The sequence below is a fragment of the Streptomyces sp. TE5632 genome (genome assembly GCF_054061295.1).
This window is the reverse complement of the sequence record NZ_JBSSEA010000003.1, coordinates 5851066-5868577: the sequence shown is the minus strand read 5'-3', so window position 1 is coordinate 5868577 and position 17512 is coordinate 5851066. Positions and strand designations below refer to the sequence as shown.

General features: G+C 67.4%; 12 protein-coding genes and 2 pseudogenes. 8 read left to right on the top strand and 6 right to left on the bottom strand.

Annotated elements, in window-relative coordinates; all coding sequences use genetic code 11:
• Positions 1-241 precede the first annotated feature (241 nt).
• Positions 242-1495, top strand: a pseudogene (locus ACVW19_RS31940) (IS256 family transposase).
• Between the two features lie 48 nt (positions 1496-1543).
• Here ACVW19_RS31940 and ACVW19_RS31935 read toward each other — a convergent pair.
• The 3 genes from ACVW19_RS31935 to ACVW19_RS31925 form a co-directional block, all read right to left on the bottom strand.
• The gene (locus ACVW19_RS31935) at positions 1544-2527 is read right to left on the bottom strand and encodes a phosphotransferase family protein (protein WP_457463869.1); all 984 of its coding nucleotides are present in this window, start codon (positions 2525-2527) and stop codon (positions 1544-1546) included.
• A 437-nt stretch (positions 2528-2964) separates the two neighbouring features.
• Positions 2965-7260 (bottom strand): trypsin-like serine protease, encoded by a 4296-nt coding sequence (locus tag ACVW19_RS31930; protein WP_457463867.1) that lies wholly within the window; start codon positions 7258-7260, stop codon positions 2965-2967.
• Position 7261: 1 nt separating this feature from the next.
• Positions 7262-7579 (bottom strand): trypco2 family protein, encoded by a 318-nt coding sequence (locus ACVW19_RS31925; RefSeq protein WP_457463865.1) that lies wholly within the window; start codon positions 7577-7579, stop codon positions 7262-7264.
• A gap of 682 nt (positions 7580-8261) precedes the next feature.
• Between ACVW19_RS31925 and ACVW19_RS31920 the strand changes: the two genes are divergently transcribed.
• The 3 genes from ACVW19_RS31920 to ACVW19_RS31910 all read left to right on the top strand — a co-directional run bounded on the left by ACVW19_RS31920 (position 8262) and on the right by ACVW19_RS31910 (position 9734).
• Entirely contained in the window at positions 8262-8501 is a 240-nt protein-coding gene (locus ACVW19_RS31920) for a hypothetical protein (RefSeq protein WP_457463863.1), read from the top strand.
• Between the two features lie 406 nt (positions 8502-8907).
• Entirely contained in the window at positions 8908-9111 is a 204-nt protein-coding gene (locus ACVW19_RS31915) for a hypothetical protein (RefSeq protein ID WP_457463861.1), read from the top strand.
• Between the two features lie 14 nt (positions 9112-9125).
• Entirely contained in the window at positions 9126-9734 is a 609-nt protein-coding gene (locus ACVW19_RS31910; protein ID WP_457463859.1) for an IS3 family transposase, read from the top strand.
• Here ACVW19_RS31910 and ACVW19_RS31905 read toward each other — a convergent pair.
• Positions 9706-11055 carry an IS30 family transposase gene (locus tag ACVW19_RS31905; RefSeq protein WP_457463857.1) on the bottom strand — a complete coding sequence of 450 codons (1350 nt, stop codon included), beginning with the start codon at positions 11053-11055 and terminating at the stop codon, positions 9706-9708. The genes ACVW19_RS31910 and ACVW19_RS31905 overlap by 29 nt on opposite strands.
• A 444-nt stretch (positions 11056-11499) precedes the next feature.
• On the opposite strand from ACVW19_RS31905, the gene ACVW19_RS31900 reads away from it, so the two are divergent.
• The 3 genes and pseudogenes from ACVW19_RS31900 (at position 11500) to ACVW19_RS31890 (ending at position 14417) form a co-directional block, all read left to right on the top strand.
• Positions 11500-12534 (top strand): IS110 family RNA-guided transposase, encoded by a 1035-nt coding sequence (locus tag ACVW19_RS31900; protein ID WP_457463855.1) that lies wholly within the window; start codon positions 11500-11502, stop codon positions 12532-12534.
• A 16-nt stretch (positions 12535-12550) separates the two neighbouring features.
• A pseudogene (locus ACVW19_RS31895) lies at positions 12551-12748 on the top strand (IS3 family transposase); the annotation flags it as partial.
• A 130-nt stretch (positions 12749-12878) separates the two neighbouring features.
• On the top strand, positions 12879-14417 hold the full coding sequence (locus ACVW19_RS31890; RefSeq protein WP_457463853.1) for an ISL3 family transposase: 1539 nt from the start codon (positions 12879-12881) through the stop codon (positions 14415-14417).
• 23 nt (positions 14418-14440) lie between these two features.
• Here ACVW19_RS31890 and ACVW19_RS31885 read toward each other — a convergent pair whose 3' ends face one another.
• Positions 14441-14626 carry a hypothetical protein gene (locus ACVW19_RS31885; protein ID WP_457463851.1) on the bottom strand — a complete coding sequence of 62 codons (186 nt, stop codon included), beginning with the start codon at positions 14624-14626 and terminating at the stop codon, positions 14441-14443.
• A 1411-nt stretch (positions 14627-16037) separates the two neighbouring features.
• A complete protein-coding gene (locus tag ACVW19_RS31880; RefSeq protein WP_457463849.1) occupies positions 16038-17003 on the bottom strand; it encodes a pirin family protein in 966 nt (321 codons plus the stop codon).
• 134 nt (positions 17004-17137) lie between these two features.
• Between ACVW19_RS31880 and ACVW19_RS31875 the strand changes: the two genes are divergently transcribed.
• The gene (locus ACVW19_RS31875; RefSeq protein ID WP_457463847.1) at positions 17138-17512 is read left to right on the top strand and encodes a tetratricopeptide repeat protein; all 375 of its coding nucleotides are present in this window, start codon (positions 17138-17140) and stop codon (positions 17510-17512) included.

The following is a 17512-nucleotide window of genomic DNA, read 5'->3' as shown; positions in this document are numbered from 1 at the left end:
CGTGTACGAGCTCGACAAGCCGGTGGCCACACGCTCCTCCCCCGGTTCACCAGGTGATGGAGAACGGCCCCTCCGCCGGGTGCACGCGGCGCCCACAGCGCCGGGAACGCCCACCAGGGAGCCATGCTCAAGACCCGTGGATCGAACTCGGGGAGCACGCGAAGGGCGTACCTTCCCGAGTGATCGACTGATGGTCATCGAGTAGGCCGGTGTTCGCAGCACCGGCCGGGAAGGCACGCCCGTGCTCAGCGTAGTCAACGACGACGGCACCACCGCCAACGGCTTCCTGATCGACGAGATCGTCCGCGAGGGAGCGAGGAGGATGCTCGCCGCCGCCCTGGAGGCCGAAGTCAACGCGTATATCGCCGAGTTGGCCGATCAGCGGGACGAGACCGGCCGTTGACTCGTGGTCCGCAACGGCTACCACCAGCCCCGGCAGGTCACCACCGCGGCCGGCGCGGTCGAGGTGAAGGCGCCGCGGGTGAACGACAAGCGCGTCGACGGGGCCACCGGCGAGCGCAAGCGGTTCTCCTCCGTGATTCTGCCGCCGTGGTGCCGCAAGTCGCCGAAGATCAGCGAGGTGCTGCCGCTGCTCTACCTGCACTGACTGTCGTCCGGCGACTTCGTGCCCGCCCTGGAGCAGTTCCTCGGCTCCTCCGCCGGGCTCTCTCCGGCGACGGTCACCCGGCTGACGCAGCAGTAGCAGGCCGACCACGCCGCGTTCATGGACCGCGACCTCGCGGAGGTCGACTACGTGTACATGTGGGCCGACGGCATCCACCTCAACGTCCGCCTGGAGGAGGCCAAAGCCTGCATCCTGGTGCTCATCGGGGTCCGCGCCGACGGCTCCAAGGAACTGGTCGCGCTCAAGGACGGCTACCGCGAGTCCGGTGAGTCGTGGGCCGACCTGATGCGGGACTGCGCCCGCCGGGGCATGCGCGCCCCGGTGCTCGCGGTCGGGGATGGTGCCTCGGGCTTCTGGAAGGTCCTCGCGGAGGTGTTCCCCACCACCCGCGAGCAGAGGTGCTGGGTTCACAAAACCGCAAATGCGCTCGACTCCCTGCCGAAGTCCGCGCAGCCGGGCGCGAAGAAGGCCCTCCAGGACATCTACAGCGCCGAGGACAAGCAGCACGCCGAGGCGGCGATCAAAACGTTCGTGCAGCTCTACGGCGCGAAGTTCCCCAAGGCCGTCAAGAAGATCACCGACGACCAGGGGCAACTGCTGGCGTTCTACGACTTCCCGGCCGAGCACTGGATCCATCTGCGGACCACGAATCCGATCGAGTCCACGTTCGCCACGGTCCGGCTGCGGACCAAGGTCACCCGCGGGGTCGGCTCCCGCACCGCCGCCCTGGCGATGGTTTTCAAGCTGGTCGAGTCCGCCCAGGCCCGGTGGCGGGCGGTGAACGCGCCCCACCTCGTCGTCCTCGTCCGGGCCGGCGCCCGCTTCGAACGCGGCCGGCTCGTCGAACGCCCTGAACAACTCGCAGCATGACAGGCCCGCTAGCCAGGGCCTCCTCGCTCGCAGGCCGTCGATCCGGCTTCAGGCGTAGCGCGCGAAGAGGGCCTGGAGGTATCCCTCCAGCCGCCTGGTCAGCCGGGTGGGAGTCAGATCGGCACGGCCCACCTCGCGCCACGGGACGGCGACCTTCTCGGCGTCCGGGGCGAAGGCCAAGGCGTCCAGCAGGCGCCAGTAGAGATGGGCGGCGCGATCTTCGGCCAGCGTCCCTCCCGCCGCGACGTAGCGGTCGGCGAAGTCCATGCCCGCGGAAACCCCGTGCAGCAGAGCCAGGGCCGTCGAGCAGTGGGCCACGTCCAGGTCGGCCGGCCCCCAGGAGGTCTCCACCCAGTCGACGACGCCGCTGATTTGCAGACCGTCGCCGTCGCCCGTGAAGAGGACATTGCCGGGATGGAAGTCCCGGTGCAGGAAGCAGGCCCGGTACTCCGGGGGCTCGCGGCGGATCACGTCCACGGCCCGTTGCCACAGCTCGGGCCGATCGGTGTCTTCGGGCGGGCTCACCCGCTCGGGAGAGGTCCACGCCTGATACGCGCGCGGCCGTGCCTCGGCGGTCACTGGCAGCCGGTGGATGCGCAGCAACTGGTGGGCCAGCAGTTCGGCACGCCGGTCGGCCCCCTCATCGCCCAGGCGCACGGTCCCGGGCAACAGGGTCATCAGCAAGGACGGATGGTCGCAGTACTGCGCTGTCGCGTCCACGGCCACCAGCCTGGCCGCGGGCACGTCCGTGCCGCCGAGCAGGCGCAGAACGGCTGCCTCGCGGGTCAGCAGGCCCTCCGCGTGGCGAACGTAGAAGGGCTTGACGAAAGACCGCAGGACCAGCGACCGGCGACCGCCCCGCCCGCAGATGTCCAGACGGCGCATTTCCGACGTCCAGCCGCCACGCAACCGCGCGACATCCTCGATGCGTTCTGCCTCGGACAGCCCCTTCTCGACCCAGGCACGCGTCGCACCCCAGCCCTGGTCCTCAAGATAGGTACTGATGTGCTCGGCCCCCTCGTCCGCAACCATGGAGGCAGGCTATCGATCTCATCGACGGACGCATTTGGCTCCCCACCCACAACTCTTGACAATTACTCGTCGCCCGCTGGGACCGCACTGTCACCCACGACCTGGACTCCGTGATCGGCCTCCAGTTCTCCTACAGCTACAGCAGTCCCGCCCAGCTCGGCGATCACAAGGACGCCTTCGAGCGCGCCTCCGCTAGGCCCTCACCGCATTCAACTCCGCCGGCACCTTCGACAAACTCGTACGGACCGAGGCCATCATCGCCACTCGACCCCACTGACCAACGGCTTCTCACTGATGCGAACGACCAGCAGGTCGCTGCTACCAGCAGCGCCCCCGAGGAGCCTAGTCAAACAGGTGTCTGAGCATGCTCGCTCCTACTGTCCTCCTCAAGGAGGAGGACAGTAGGGCGGCAGGCCCGCCGGATCGTCTGGTCTGAATCACCGCACGCGGTACCGCAGAAGTTCGGGCCAGCCCGAATAAGCGTGCCCCTGCCGTGAGTGCAGCAGCAAGGTGCCGTGCAGTCTTGTCCGTACCTCGCCGGGAACCGCAGGATCGTCAAGGAGGCTGCGCACCCACGCTGGCGTAGTCTCCGCCTTGTCCACCGTCTCCACCAGCACTGAAGTGGCCAGGGTCGGCTCCGTCATCAATGTGCGGGCGAGGGCCTGCCGTTCGGCCTCCTTCAGCCCCTCGGTGAGCCGGAGGACCGTACCAGTCCAGGTCCGGGCAATCTCCCGCTTCCACTTGGCTCCGTCCCGCTGGATCTCCTGCAGCGCTTCGGCGGCCATGACCAGTAGCTCCGCCGCCCAGGAGGCGTTGTGGTCCGTCATCCTCTCGATGAGGAAGCCGTAGGGCTCCATGATCCTGCTCAAGAACCCTCGCTGTGCCTCGTCTGCGACGTCGTACCCGGAGTCGGTTGCCAGGGACAGGAGGACTTCGGCTACGTCGTAGGCGTCGTCCAGGTCCCCGAGGTTTGCGTACGTCTGGGCCATCACCCGCCTGGCCGTCGCCTCCTGGGCGATGGCCTTCCCCTTGATTGTCCCCGCCGCGCGCCGACGAGCACCCTCGTCGATGATTGGCTGGAGTGCTTGATGCACCAGGGGTACTGATTCCGGGCCCCATCGCCGTGCACGGACCGTGTCCCCGGCCAGCCCGAGCAGGGCCTCTCGCAGGTCCTGCGCGGCCGCGGCCCTAAGGGCGTCCGTGATCTCGGTGACTTGAGGATGGACATCGACCCCAACATCGAGAAGCGCGCTCCAGAGCATGTAGCCCTGGCGTCGGATGTGCGGCAGGGCATGCTCTACCAAGCGCGTGCGGTAGTCGACCAGGCGCGACCACTGAGCCGACGTGAACCACGCCTGAGCTGTCGACCGATCCGCCTTCTGAACCTTCGTGACGGCCTGCTGTACGAGGTCGGGCTGATTAGTGCTGTCCGCGTAGGGGAGCAGGTCGTCGATGAGGTGCGGGTGCGTGGTGACCTTGCGCTGCAGCTCTCCTCCGATCCGGGTGACGCTGTCCTTTCCGTTGGTCAGCGCGGTGACACGTCGGCGGGCGTCCGGGTCGGTGAGGAACGTATGCAGCATGTGCTCTGCCTGAGGGTGACCGCCAGCCGCCGCATCCACCAGGAACACACAGCACGCGTCCGAGGTCAGCCAGTAGCGTTCGGCTGCCTCCTCCGGTACGACCGGAAGCAGATCGCGCAGCACCGTGTCTGGCAGGTCGGCGTCCTGAAGTGCCCTGCGCATCAGCCATGGGGTTGTCTTGGCCCCGTCCGGATCCTTGTGCGGGCAGGGTAGGGCCCCCAGGGCCTCCTTGCACCGAATGACGACTTGAGCGGTGAGGGGAGAGACAGTGACGTTCTCGTCAGTGCCCCACACTGGTGCGGCCAACGGCGTGCGCGTGAAGCGCTCCGGCTGACCGATAAGCGCCTCGGTGAGAACCGCGTTGCAGACCGCGACCTGTTGGTGCGGCCTCCGGGTAGAGAGGCATGCACTCAGGAAGTCGGACACGTGCACCTCGTCGGCCTGCATGACGGCTGCGGCCCATCCCCGCAGTACCGCGCGGCGACTCAGCGGGCTCGCCCCGCGGTTCTGGTCGGCCTCGAAGGTCTCCACGACGGCCGACGCTGCGTCGGCGGACTTGGGTCTGGTGACAAGGAACAGGCGAGCATAAGCACGTTCCAGGTCGAGACTGGTCATCTTCGGGTTCAGCCGCTCTAATGCGCTCAGCACTCCCTTGGCCGCGCGTCGGGCGAGCCGGGGGGTGCGACACCAGCCGATAATGCCCAATGTCAGGTCCGTCAGCCCACCGCCGTTGCCGGCCTCGGCAAGCCGCTCCGCGAAGCCGAGCGCTTCGTCCAGCACAGTCTCCGGGTCGGCTGCGGCGACGGCCGAGAGGACGGCCGTGTACGGGTACTCGTTGTATCCCCTGTTGTCGACGGGCCGCTCCCGTAACCAGTCCAGGCATGCGTGGTCCTGAATGAACCGCCACGCCTCCGTAGCGTTCGTAGCGGTGAGACGGATCAGTGCCTCCAGAAGCGGTCTGCGCAGGGCAAGCTGCTGGCTGTCTGGACGGTTCCAGATGACCGCAAGGTCCCCGAAGGGCCGTACCGGATCGGGGTGCACTACCGAGGGCAGCATGGTGAGAAACCGGCGGACGTCGTTGGGTTCGGCACTCTCGAGGGTGGCGCGTCCGAGGGTGACCAGCTCGGCGTCGGGATGCTTGAGCTTCGCATATACCGGCAGAGCCAGGCTCACCAGCGCTGGACGGTCTGAGGCCAGCCAGGGGCCGAGCAGGCCGGCAAGGGGATCAGAACCCGAGGCGGACCAGCGGTCGGCCATGAGGAGCACCTCGGAGGCCACCTCGCCGAAGAACAGGTCGCCGGGGTCCTGCTTCACCCGTTCCAGTAGCTCTTGGACCGCTTCGGCACCGCACGACAGGACGCCTCGCGCGGCCGCGTGCTCGAAGAACGTCTGGTGGAAGAACCACAGTCGGTTGACTTGCTGGCGCAGGGTGAAGACACCTCGGGTCCGCAAGAGGTCGATCGCGGCGGAGGCCCCCACCGGACCGGAGGCCTCCATGTCCCGCAAGCGCGCTTCGAGTTCCGGCCGAGTAATGTCAAGCCGACCAAGGGCCAGCAAAAGCCGCGCGGTCGACTCGGCAAACCCGGACAGATCGACGTCCTGGTCTTCCTCCGGACGCCGCCATGCCCGCTGATCCGAGCGAATCCGCTTGTGCCAGTACTCGTCGTACAGCCGTGGCGTGTCCACGTCCTCGTCCGGCTTGTCCGGAGCGTAGACCTCGAACAGCAACCGCAACGCGAAGGGGTTGGCACACACCTCCCGCAGCGCTCTACCGCGGGAGGCGGCGTTGAGGACGCTGTTCGCCACCTCGTCCGCGGTGAAAGTCCGCACCCCCGCGTAGAAATGCCGACTGTAGGCATGCACGGCGGCCCGGCATTCCTCATCGTCGTACGACAGCAGGTTGACGCGCCTGTTGGGCAGTTGGTCCTCCACACCAGTGGTGCGCAGGAGGGTGGCTTCCACCGGACGGCATGTCACCACGGTGGGAATACGCAGCCGCACTAGGGAGGTCAGCAGTTCGACAACCACGGTGCGGGTGTCGTCACTGTGCAAGAGCAGGTCGAGAGTGTCGAGGAGCAGGACTGGGCGCTTCTGCGACTGCGCCAGTTCCGGCAGTGCGGCGTGCAGCTGCGGTGGAGAGATTCCCGCCGTGCTTTGACCTTCCCGCCTCAGCCCTGCGAGCAGATCGCTGGCGCGAACGAGCACGGGCTGCCGTCCTTGGGCGTTCAACTGATGATGCAGACCCCATAGCAACGTGGTCTTGCCGTGTCCTGCCTCGCCGACGACCAGAGTGACCTTCCCCTCGTCCAGGCGGCGCAGGATATCCGCCTCGACCTGGCGGCTCACGTACATGCCGCCCGAGAGCGTCAGCAACTGCTCGTCAGGTCCCTTGGCCACGACGTTCGCGTCGGAGACGGCGCCCTCCGACAGACGAAGCAGCAGACCGAGGGCGTAATCGGCTTGCGCGTCCGGCTGCTCGTCCGCAGACACGGTTCTCAGTACGGGAACGTCCGCATGACGCACCATCAACTCGACGAATCCCGGATGGGTCACAAAGGTGTGGACCGGGCAGGCTTGGAGCCTGCGGTTCGCAAAGGCGTCGTCGTCGTGGATGGCCACACCGACAAGATGGTCGTAGCAGAATACCGCGCTGCCCGAAACACCCCCCCAGGCTTTCTCGAAGTCCTCCGGCCCTGCCGGGGCCACATCCTGGTCCAGGGCATAGTTCTTGCCCGGGCCGTTGCCCCCGGTCAGCACAGGCAGGCTGCCGCGGAGGTGCTCAGGCTGCCGCCGACCGTCAGCCTTGACCGCTGCCTTCGGAAAACCGATCCCCTCGTACAGCAGCGGCTTCCTTCCGACGGGTTGTGCCCAACGTACCTGGCCCGACACCGGCACCGGTTCCTGCAGCAGGAGAACAGCCACATCCCGCTCGGGATGGACCCACGCCACCGTCGCGGAATGCTCCACCCGGCTGCCCGGCCTCGGGTGGCCGACGCGCACGATGATGCGCGGCCATGCGAGGCGTGTCTCCTCCCGGACAACCACGTGCCGGGCCGTCAATACCAGCCTCGGCGCGATGACGTATCCAGAACCGAGACTCCGATACCCGTCCGCGACGCCGCCGCGGACGTCCGCCACCCTGCGCGCGTCCAACTCAGTCCTCGTCGTCCCACGAGCCGGACTGGTTGTGCGAGATTTCAGGGCTCGAGCCGCCGGCTGCCCTGTCCTTGACCTTCAGCTTGAGCGTCAGCTTGTGTGTCCGGGCGGAGGCTCTCGAACCCCCGACTCCTCCCCTTACCACCCCGAACTCCAACTTCCCATCGGCCTGGCCGGTATGGCGCAGCTCCAGCGTAAGCTCCAGCTGAGCCTCCTCGACCTGGAAGGAGAACTGTTCACCGCTACCTCGGTCCTGGGCCTGATACAACTCCTGCCGCAGCTCCTCGATCGCCGCAGCCAGTCCGATCTCAGCCATCCGACCTCTACCTTCGTCCTCGTGGGGTTCGGGTAGTTCCGAACCACGTGGGGCCAGAAGTTTGCCAAGAGATCGCCTGATTCACAAAGCACCTTCTCAGTAGGCGAGTTGGGGCAGGTGGGCCAAGCAGCCTCGAAGAGCAGGAGGTGGGGTGGCCCCCGGACGACGTCCCCCCGACGGCTCGCGGCTGCAGATCACTCATCCGAGGGACTGATCCGCTTGCTGACCGGCAACCCTGGACATCTTCGCTCTGTTCAGCCCAGGTCACAGCACCTCTGCGGACACGCGGCCAGGAATCTCGGAAGATCCTTGCCGAAGGACATGATGAGGCCGAGGCAGAGAACTGGGCATTCATCATCCTCGATGACGACTCGCTCAAGCAGCACCGAGTTCACAGACGAACAGGTGAGGAAGCAACCCCGGTGACGTTTCCCCTGCCACCCGACTGGAGGCAAGGTTGTTAGTTCAGAGAAACTGGATGGATCGCAACCAGACCCTGCGCGACCTCGACCAGCTCATCGAGCCGAACGGGGCCGTCGTCCTCGCCTCCGGCGGCGCCCCCGGCGACCTCTAGACCGCCCCCTGGCTCCAGGCCATCGCCGATGTCCGCACCCGCCACCTCGGGCCCGAGCCCCGAGCCGGGTCGGGCACCTATTCCCACCCCAAGGAACGCCACCAGGACGTGTTGGCCCGCTCCCCGTTCTCCAACGTCGAAACCGCCCGTTGGGACCGCACCGTCACCCGCACCCTCAACAAAGTCGTCGGCCTCCAGTTCTCCTACAGCTACTCCAGCCCCACCCAGCTCGGCGACCACAAGGACGCCTTCGAACGCGACCTGCGCCAGGCGCTCAGCGAGTTCAACCCCGACGGCGTCTTCGACGAACTCGTACACACCGAAGCCATCATCGCTATCCGCCCCTGACGACCCGTGCGTTGCCGCCTGACCGACGCCCTCGTCATGCGGCCAGGCAGCAATGCTGCCTTGAGACACTTCCGGGCTGAAACAGGTTGACGCGCGACCGGCGGCGAGATCTAACGGTCAGAAGCCTCGCCCGCCCGGCCTTCTGGGAGTCCGGGGGCAGCGGCATCGTCATGCCCGTCGGCGATCAGGCTCAAGCCGCTGATGGCGCTGAACTGCTCCGGGTCTGATGGAGGCTCTGATGTACCCCGGGTCTGGTGGAGTCAACTTGCTGGACAGATGATGCTCCAGACACTCAAGGAGGCTCCATTGCCCCGCAGTTATCCTCCCGAGTTCCGGCGCAAGGTCCTCGATCTCGTCGAAGCCGGCCGGCCGATCCGGCAGACCGCCCACGCCCTCGGCATCAGTGATGCAGACGATCTACGTCTGGCGCCGTCAGCACCTCATCGACACCGGGCAACTGCCCGGCCCGACCAGCGGGGACCAGGCCGAACTCGTAGCTGCTCGACGGCGGATCGCCGAACTGGAGGCGGAACTGGCAATCCACCGCCGGGCAGTCGAGCTCATAGGCAAGGTGGTGCCCCCAAAAGACGGTTCGAGGCCGTCGCGGTGATGGCCGGCGAGGGCATGTCCGTGCAGAGGGCGACGCGAGTGCTCAACGTCTCCGAGTCCGGCTACTACGCCTGGCGCTCCCGCCCGCCCTCGCCTCGCCCCCTGCGGCATGCGTGGCTCACCGAGGCCATCACCACGATTCACGCCACCTCGCACGGCTCCTACGGCATCCGTCGTGTCTACGCCGAGCTCAAGCTCGGGCATGGTATCCCCGTCAGCCACGGCACCGTCATGCTGCTCATGCAGCGGGCCGGCCTCAAGGGCCTGCCCGGCAACCGCCGCCGTCGGCCGCGGCACGACACCCCCACAGCCGCCGACCTGGTCGACCGGAACTTCGCCAGAACCGCCCCGGACAAGCTGTGGGTCACCGACATCACCGAGCACCCCACCCGGGAGGGCAAGGTGTACTGCGCGGTCGTCCTGGACACCTACTCACGCCGGGTGGTCGGCTGGTCCATCGACTCCACGCAGACCGCCGCACTCGTCACCAACGCGCTGAGCATGGCGATCAGCAACCGGCGTCCGACAGCCGGGACCGTGATCCACTCCGACCACGGCGTCCAGACCAGGTTCAACCAGTGGATGCAACACCGGCTTATTTCATCGATAGTAGACGGTCGTTGAGGGCTTCGGCGGGTGTCTTCCAACCGAGGCTCTTGCGGGGGCGACTGTTGAGCGTGGCTGCGACCGCCTCGATATCCTCCGCCGCCCATCGAGAAAGGTCGGTTCCCTTCGGGAAGTACTGGCGCAGCAGGCCGTTCGTGTTCTCATTCGTGCCGCGCTGCCAGGGGCTGTGCGGATCGGCGAAGTAGACCGGGACGCCGGTCTCGATCGTGAACTGGGCGTGCGCCGAGAGCTCCTTGCCCCGGTCCCAGGTAAGCGACCGCCATAGTTGCTCGGGCAGGGTGCCGATCGTCGCCGCAAGCGCATCTTTCATCGTCACCGCGCCGTAACCGGCCAACGGCGGCCCGTTCTTGGTACGGGGAACGATGCCGTAGCCGTCCTGGCGGGGCAGGTGGACAAGCACCGTGTACCGGGTCGTGCGCTCGACCAGCGTGCCGATTGCCGATCGTTCAAGTCCGATCAGGAGGTCGCCCTCCCAGTGTCCCGGTACGGCGCGGTCGTCGGCTTCGGCCGGCCGTTCGCTGATCAACACCTCGGGCGTGACGTGGGCCCACGCCTTCCGCTTGGACCGGGCACGAGGCACCCGCAGGGCTCTGCCGGTGCGCAGGCAGGCAACGAGCTCACGCTTGAGCGCTCCACGGCCTTCGATGAACAGGGCCTGGTAGATCGCCTCATGGCTGATCCGCATGGACTCATCATCGGGGAAGTCGACCTTCAGCCGGTTCGCGATCTGCTCCGGACTCCACGCCATGACCCATTTGCGGTCGCCGCGGTGCGGCTTGTTCTTCCCCTTCCACCGCGGGCCCTTCGGCCCCAGTTCCGTCCCGTCCGGCCGGCTGACCTGGCCGGACAGCCTTTCCTGCACGTAGTCCCGCAGCCGGTCGTTCGCGGCCAGCTTCGCTGTCTTCGGGCGCCGGGCCACGAGGTCGGCCTTCCACTGCGCGACCGAAGCCCGGTAGTCCAGCCGGCCGCCACGGGGCGCGGCGTTGCGCCGCAGCTCCCGGGATACCGTCGATGGATCGCGGCCGAGACGTCGCGCGGCCTCCCGGACTCCGATGCCCTGCGCTTTGAGGATCGCGATCTCTTCACGCTCGTGAAAGGACAGGTACCGGCCGGACTGCGGAGCAAGATCCATTGGTGGCATGCCGCCACCGTGACGGAACCACCTGCAACCCGCCGCCTGGGATACGCCAACCGCAGCTGCCGCCTCCTCGGCGAGCAACCCCTTCGCGATCTCCCGCCAGAACTGACGTGCCACTTCCCGCCGAAGCACCGGCGCACCCGGGGACTTCATCGGCGACCGTCCAGTCAACGCCGCCATCCACCCTGCTGGCCTGCCCATCAACACCTCCGAGGACGAGGTGTTGCAACGACCGATTGAATCCGCCCAGTTCACCTCCTGGGCGTTCACCGAACGGGCCCGGGCCTCCGGCCTGGTCCCCTCGATGGGCACGATCGGCGACTGCTACGACTGTCAGTCTCTTCGTACCGGATCCCGCAAGGATCGGGTAGTCCCGGCCGCGACGGTCTGACCCTTGCTTACGACCGACCCCGCGGGTGTCCTGGCGTTGGTCTGTCGACCGTCCGGCCGGGCACGCAGCAAGCGCTGCCGCCGGACGGACGTGACCTGATAGGAGCCTGGAGCCAACTCGTCAAAGCGTCCCCGTGACAGTCCTGTCCGTCCGGCCGGCGACAGCGTGCACCCACGCTACCGGCGGGAAGGAACGCGGTGACCTCCAACGAGCAGCACAGGTCCGGGCACGTCGTGATCGGCGTCGACACACACAAGCACGTGCACGTCGCGGCCGTGATGGACACGATCGGCGGGATCCTGGCGACCTTGACGATTCCCACCGACACCGGCGGCTTCCAGCAACTCCTCGACTGGGCAAACTCATTCGGCAGGATTCTGGCGTTCGGGATCGAAGGAACCGGGTCCTATGGCGCCACCCTGGCCTCGTTCCTTCGCCGGGCCGGGCACAAGGTGGTCGAGGCCGGCCGCCCGGACCGACGGCTGCGGCGGATGAACGGCAAGTCCGACACCCTGGACGCCGAGAACGCCGCCCGAGCCGTCCTGGCCGGCTTCGCGACGGCCACCCCCAAGAGTGCCGACGGCGAAGCCGAGATGATCCGTCAGCTCAAGATCGCCCACGACCAGGCCGTCGAACAGCGCACAGCGGCGATGGTCACCATGAAAGCGATGCTTGTCCACGCTCCCGATCCCCTGCGTGACGAGACCGCGGGCAAGACACAGATCGCCCTGGCCCGGCATCTGGCGGCCTTGCGTCCTCGGCAACTGGAGGGCCCCGAGGACGCACTGCGTCATGCTCTGCGAACGCTGGCCAAACGGTGGCAGTACCTCGATGCCGAGGCCAAGGACCTGACGAAAATGATCGCCGATCTGGTTCACCGCGCGGCCCCACAGCTGCTTGAACCCTTCGGCATCGGCGTGGATACCGCTGCCGAGATCCTCGTCGTGACCGGCGACAACCCCGAGCGCATCAAGTCCGAAGCCGCCCTCGCCAAGCTCGCCGGCATCGCGCCCGTGCCCACCGGCTCCGGCATGACCAGCGGCCGGCACCGCATCAACCACGGCGGCCACCGGCAGCTGAACGCCGCGATCTACCGCACCGTCATCGTCCGTATGCGCTTCCACCAGCCCACGATCGACTACGTCGCCCGCCGCACCGCCGAAGGCAAGACGAAAAAGGAGATCATCCGCTGCCTCAAGCGCTACGTCATCCGTGAGGTCTACCACCTGATTCGACCCGCCCCACGAACGACGGCCGCCGCGAGTTGACAACTATAGGAGCGTCAACGCCATGATTGAATCGTTCTGGAGCCGGATGCAGACCGAGCTGCTCAACCGCCGCCGGTGGCGCACCCGCCTGGAACTGGCTAACGCGATCTTCGAGTACCTCGAAATCTTCCACAACCGGCAACGCCGGCACTCCGCACTCGGCATGCTCACACCCATCGAGTTCGAACTGAGGACAACCCCCTCGATCGCCTAGAGTCCAGCAACTCGACTCCACGTAAGCCGGTGCACATCAGTGCCTCGTGTGCAGGCGGGGGGACTGTAAAACGTTCGGCTCTGTCCCGTAATCGGTGGTAACGAAGGGTGACGGTCGTCGTTGTTCTGGTGTGCGTGATGTCAACGAGCTTGTGAGTGTGGTGTTTTCGGGGCTGTCAGCCCTCGTCATCGAGGGTGTACAGGACGAGGGCGAGGTCATCCGGGTGTCTGCGCGGACCCGGGACGATCCGGTGCCGTGCCCGGCATGCGGGGCGCCGACGGCCAAGGTGCACGGCCTGCACGGCCGGACGCTCGTGGACGTGCCGGTGGACGGGCGGCGGGTCGTGGTGTCGGTGCGGGTTCGGCGTCTGGTCTGCCCGGTGCCGGGATGTCCGCGGCAGACCTTCCGCGAACAGGTGCCGGGCCTGGTGGAGCGCTACCAGCGCCGTACCCCACGCCTGGCCCGCCAACTCAGCTTTTTAGTCAAGGAGTTAGCGGGCCGGGCGGGTGCCCGCCTGTCCCGTGCCTGGGGCTGCGGCATCTCTCCTTCGACGGCTCTGCGCCTGCTCACGCGCCTGCGGACACCACCGCCACGTGTGCCGCGGGTGATCGGCGTCGACGACTTCGCCCTCAAGCGCCGGCACCGCTACGCCACCGTGATCATCGACGCCGAGACCGGCGAGCGGATCGACGTCCTGCCCGACCGCACCGCCCCGACCCTGGTCACCTGGCTGCGCGAGCATCCCGGGGCCGAGTACGTGTGCCGGGACGGCTCCGCCACCTACGCCGAGGCGATCCGCCAGGCTCTGCCCGAAGCGGTGCAGGTCAGCGACCGGTGGCACCTCTGGTCCAACCTGTGCGGCAAGGTCCTGGCCGAAGTCCGCTCCCACGCGGCCTGCTGGGCGACCGCCGTGAACCCCGCCCGGCCCGGAGGCGTCCGCGAACAGACCACCCGCGAGCGGTGGCAGCGCGTCCACGACCTGCTCGGCCAGGGCGTCGGCCTCCTCGAATGCGCCCGCCGCCTCGATGTCGCCCTGAACACCGTCAAGCGGTACTCCCGCATGAAGGAGCCCACCGCCGACCGCCGCGCACCCCGCTACAAGCCCACGCTCGTCGACCCCTACCGCGACCACCTGCGCACCCGCCGCGCCGCGGACCCGGCCGTCCCCGTCCTCCAGCTCTTCCGGGAGATCAAGGAGTTGGGCTACACCGGCAGCCTCAACCTGCTCTACCGCTACCTCACCCAGGGCCGCGCCGAGGGCGACAAGCCGGTCACCACCCCGCAGCGCTTCGCCCGTCTCCTGCTCACCCGCCCGGAGAACCTGCGCGACAAGGACACCGCGCTCCTGCGAGAACTCACCGGAACCTGCCCCGAAATGACCGAACTCGTCTCCCTCGTCGGCACGTTCGCCCAGCTACTGGCCCCGGCGGAGGGCAACGATGCCAAGCTCACCAACTGGATCACTACGGTTCGCACCGCTGACCTGCCCCACCTGCACTCCTTCGCGAACGGCCTCGAACTCGACCGCGCCGCCGTCGACGCCGGCCTCACCCTCTCGTACCACAACGGCCGCACCGAGGGCGTCAACACACGAACCAAACGGATCATGAGGCAGATGCATGGCCGAGCCGGGTTCCCCCTGCTCCGCCACCGCATCCTCCTCCAGTGATCACTACACAGCGCTACCACCGATTACGGGACAGAGCCGCTCGTTTGACAGACCCCGCCTTGGTCGGGATCCTCGGCGATCAGGGCATGCAGCGCCTCCGCCAGGGAGGCGGCCCCCTCCTGCTTCTCAATGGTGACCGTCCAGCGCTCCGTGTTGTCGCTCATCCATTCGACGTCGGCTGGACAGGCGTCACGAATCCTGATCTTCATGCTCCCTACCGTACGACTGCTCTATGACAGGGGTCGCGACCGCAGAGGTCTGACCCAGGTGGAAGACCCTGCAGGCAGCGCAGCGTCCGAGACGCTGGCTGAGCCGCCGTTTTCCGAGGTTCTACGCGGATCAGTTACGCGGCACGGCAGTCACGGTCAGGCAAGCAAAGGGGGACGCAGCCGCTTCGCGCGGCTTCCCGCATGTCAGCGCACCCCATCGGCCGGAGCAAGCCGTCCGGCCCCGCTCCCACCTCTGAGCTCCGCAAACAGATCGCCACATGTGAAGTCAGTTCGGCAAACCCTCCTTGCGGCCTGCTCGGGCTCGTTCCGCGTCGGTCGGCACCACCGCCGACCGCGGCCGGCGTGGGTGCACCCTGAGCCGTGACGACAGGTGCGCGTCATGCCCTCACGGGAAGGCGCGGCAGGTCGGCTGTCGGCGGCGACGATCGGCGGCCACACCAGCGGAGTCTCCCAGCCATTACCACCCCCAGGAGTCCTCGGCAAGCCTGCGCCAACCGACTCAGTTGCCGTTACCGACAGCCGCCTACGCTCGCAGACCAGGGGGACATCCCCACGTTTGGCCATGGGGGTGTTCGCGCACAAGCGCCGGACCGACTTCCCCGCAACTGGACACGGCACAGCGGCTCGAAGCTCCCCCTCATCGGAGGAGGAAGCTCAACGCGAGTTACGAAGCCCGGAGAGCTGGAGGAACTCCCCTTCGGCGTGTCCACCCCAACGGTGATTTGCACAGGCACTGCAGGAGACGGAGTTACCCTCCCAAGTCCAGCCGCCTCAGGCTGATCAAGGCACTCCACCTCCGTGTCGGTCCGCGAGGCAGGCACGCTGCGGCCCGTCTCCTCCAAGGCTGCACCAAGATCCGGAGCATTCCCAGACCAAGGGTCGACCACCGGCCACAAGACGGCCCGTTTCCGCTGGTCAGCACCCTGCTACCGCTGTACTACCAGCAGACCAAGAACCTGCCGGGAGCACTCCGACATGGCATGTCCATCCAGGAAGCAGTCCAGGAACGTTCACCACTACGGCCACTCACCTTGTGGGACTTCCACAAGACGCCAGGCCGAGTACCAAGTCCCCGTACCAGAGCGTGACTCGCTCGCTCATCAAGTCGGTATCTGCCCAGTGGCCACCCAGCCTGCAACGGCCATGCCACTCTTGCGAAATAGGACACGAACCCCTGAGAAAATTTGATAATGCGTCAGTAGAGTGAGCAAAGGGTTAGCAAGAGTCCTGCCACAGCCGCCCACAGACAGCCAGACCCTGGGATCGCCCAGCTCCAGAAATCAAGCCTTCGGGCATACCCAGTTGTCCTCCCACGAGCGGCCGCCGGGCGGGAGGCGGCGCCCGACAGCATGTCACCCACCTAGCGTCAATGATCAGCTGTTCTCGCAGGTCAACGCACCCTTCCGCGCGGCTTCAGCGGCACCGGCGGCAGCTCGGGCGCCGGCAGCGGGGCACCGTCGTAGCCCTTCACCTCGCCGAAGCGGGTGCCTTCCATCCAGTCCCGGCGGGCCTGTTCGATCTCCTCCTGGGTGCGGCCGATCCAGTTCCAGAACATGACCAGTTCCTCCTCGAACGGCTCGCCGCCCAGGAGCATCAGCGCCGCGTCGGACTCGGCGCGCAGGGGGAGTTCGTCGCGGCCGCAGCCGAGGTAGAGCATCGAGCCCGGGAGCACCGGTACGCCGTCCACGTGGACCTCGCCGGACATGGCGAGGACCGCGTACTCGAAGTCACGCTCCAGGGGCAACCTGACGTCCGCGCCGTTCGACAGGGCCAGGTCGGCGCCGACGATCGGGGTGTATGCCGTGCCCGGGGACGTGGCGCCGTCCAGGTCACCGAGGATGAGCGTGGCCTCGACACCCTGTGCCGTGACGACCGGGAGGTCGGCGTGGTGCTCGAAGTGCGGGTCGGTGTGGCGGTGGCCGTCCGGTAGGGCGACCCACAACTGGGCGCCGTGCAGGAAGCGGGCGTGCGAGCGGGGGCTCTCCTCGGAGTGGCTGATCGCCCTGCCGGACGTCATCAGGCCCAGTTCGCGCGGGCGGATCATCTGGAGGCTGCCCGTGGAGTCACGGTGCAGGACCTCTCCCTCGTGCAGCCAACTCACCGTCTGCAGACCCATGTGCGGGTGCGGCGGCACCTGCATGCCGGGCTCGTCGGCGATGTCGTCCGGGCCGTAGTGGTCGACGAAGCACCACGCACCGACCATGCGCCGCCCCAGGTTGGGCAGCAGCCGCCGGACCTCGGTGGACTCGCCGAGCTTGACCTGCCGGGGGCTGAGGAGCTCACGCACCGGCTCCGCCACCACGAAGCCGCGGCCACCGCACAGGGACGGAACGGCTTCCCGCTCGAGATTGCTCATGGGCACAACTTAGCTTCGAGGGCGCGGTGAGTCACTCCGGTGAGTCACTCCGTCGATTCCCGCTCCGCCACCCCAAGCCAGTCGTGGAATATTCAATCAACTAGCTCCGTTGTCGGCGTCGAAGGAGGTCACGAGTGGACACCATGTACTACTACGACCACGGAACCCCGGCCGAGCGCTGGGAGCGCGCCGGGCTGCTCTTCGACGCCAAGGACTACGCCGCCGCGGCGCGCGTCCTGAGCGGGCTGGTCGAGGAGGTGCCGGAGCAGACCGGGCCGCGGCTGCTGCTGGCGCGCTCCTACTACCACTCGGCCCAGCTGCGCCGCGCCGAGGCCGAGTTGCGGATCATCGTGGAGCGCGATCCGGTGGAGCACTACGCCCGGCTGATGCTCGGCCGCACCCTCGAACGGCAGGGGCGGAACGAGGAGGCGGAGTCCCACCTGCGGATCGCCGCCGCACTGGCGGGCGAGTTCGACGGTGGACCCGACCGCGAGTTCGACCACGCGTAG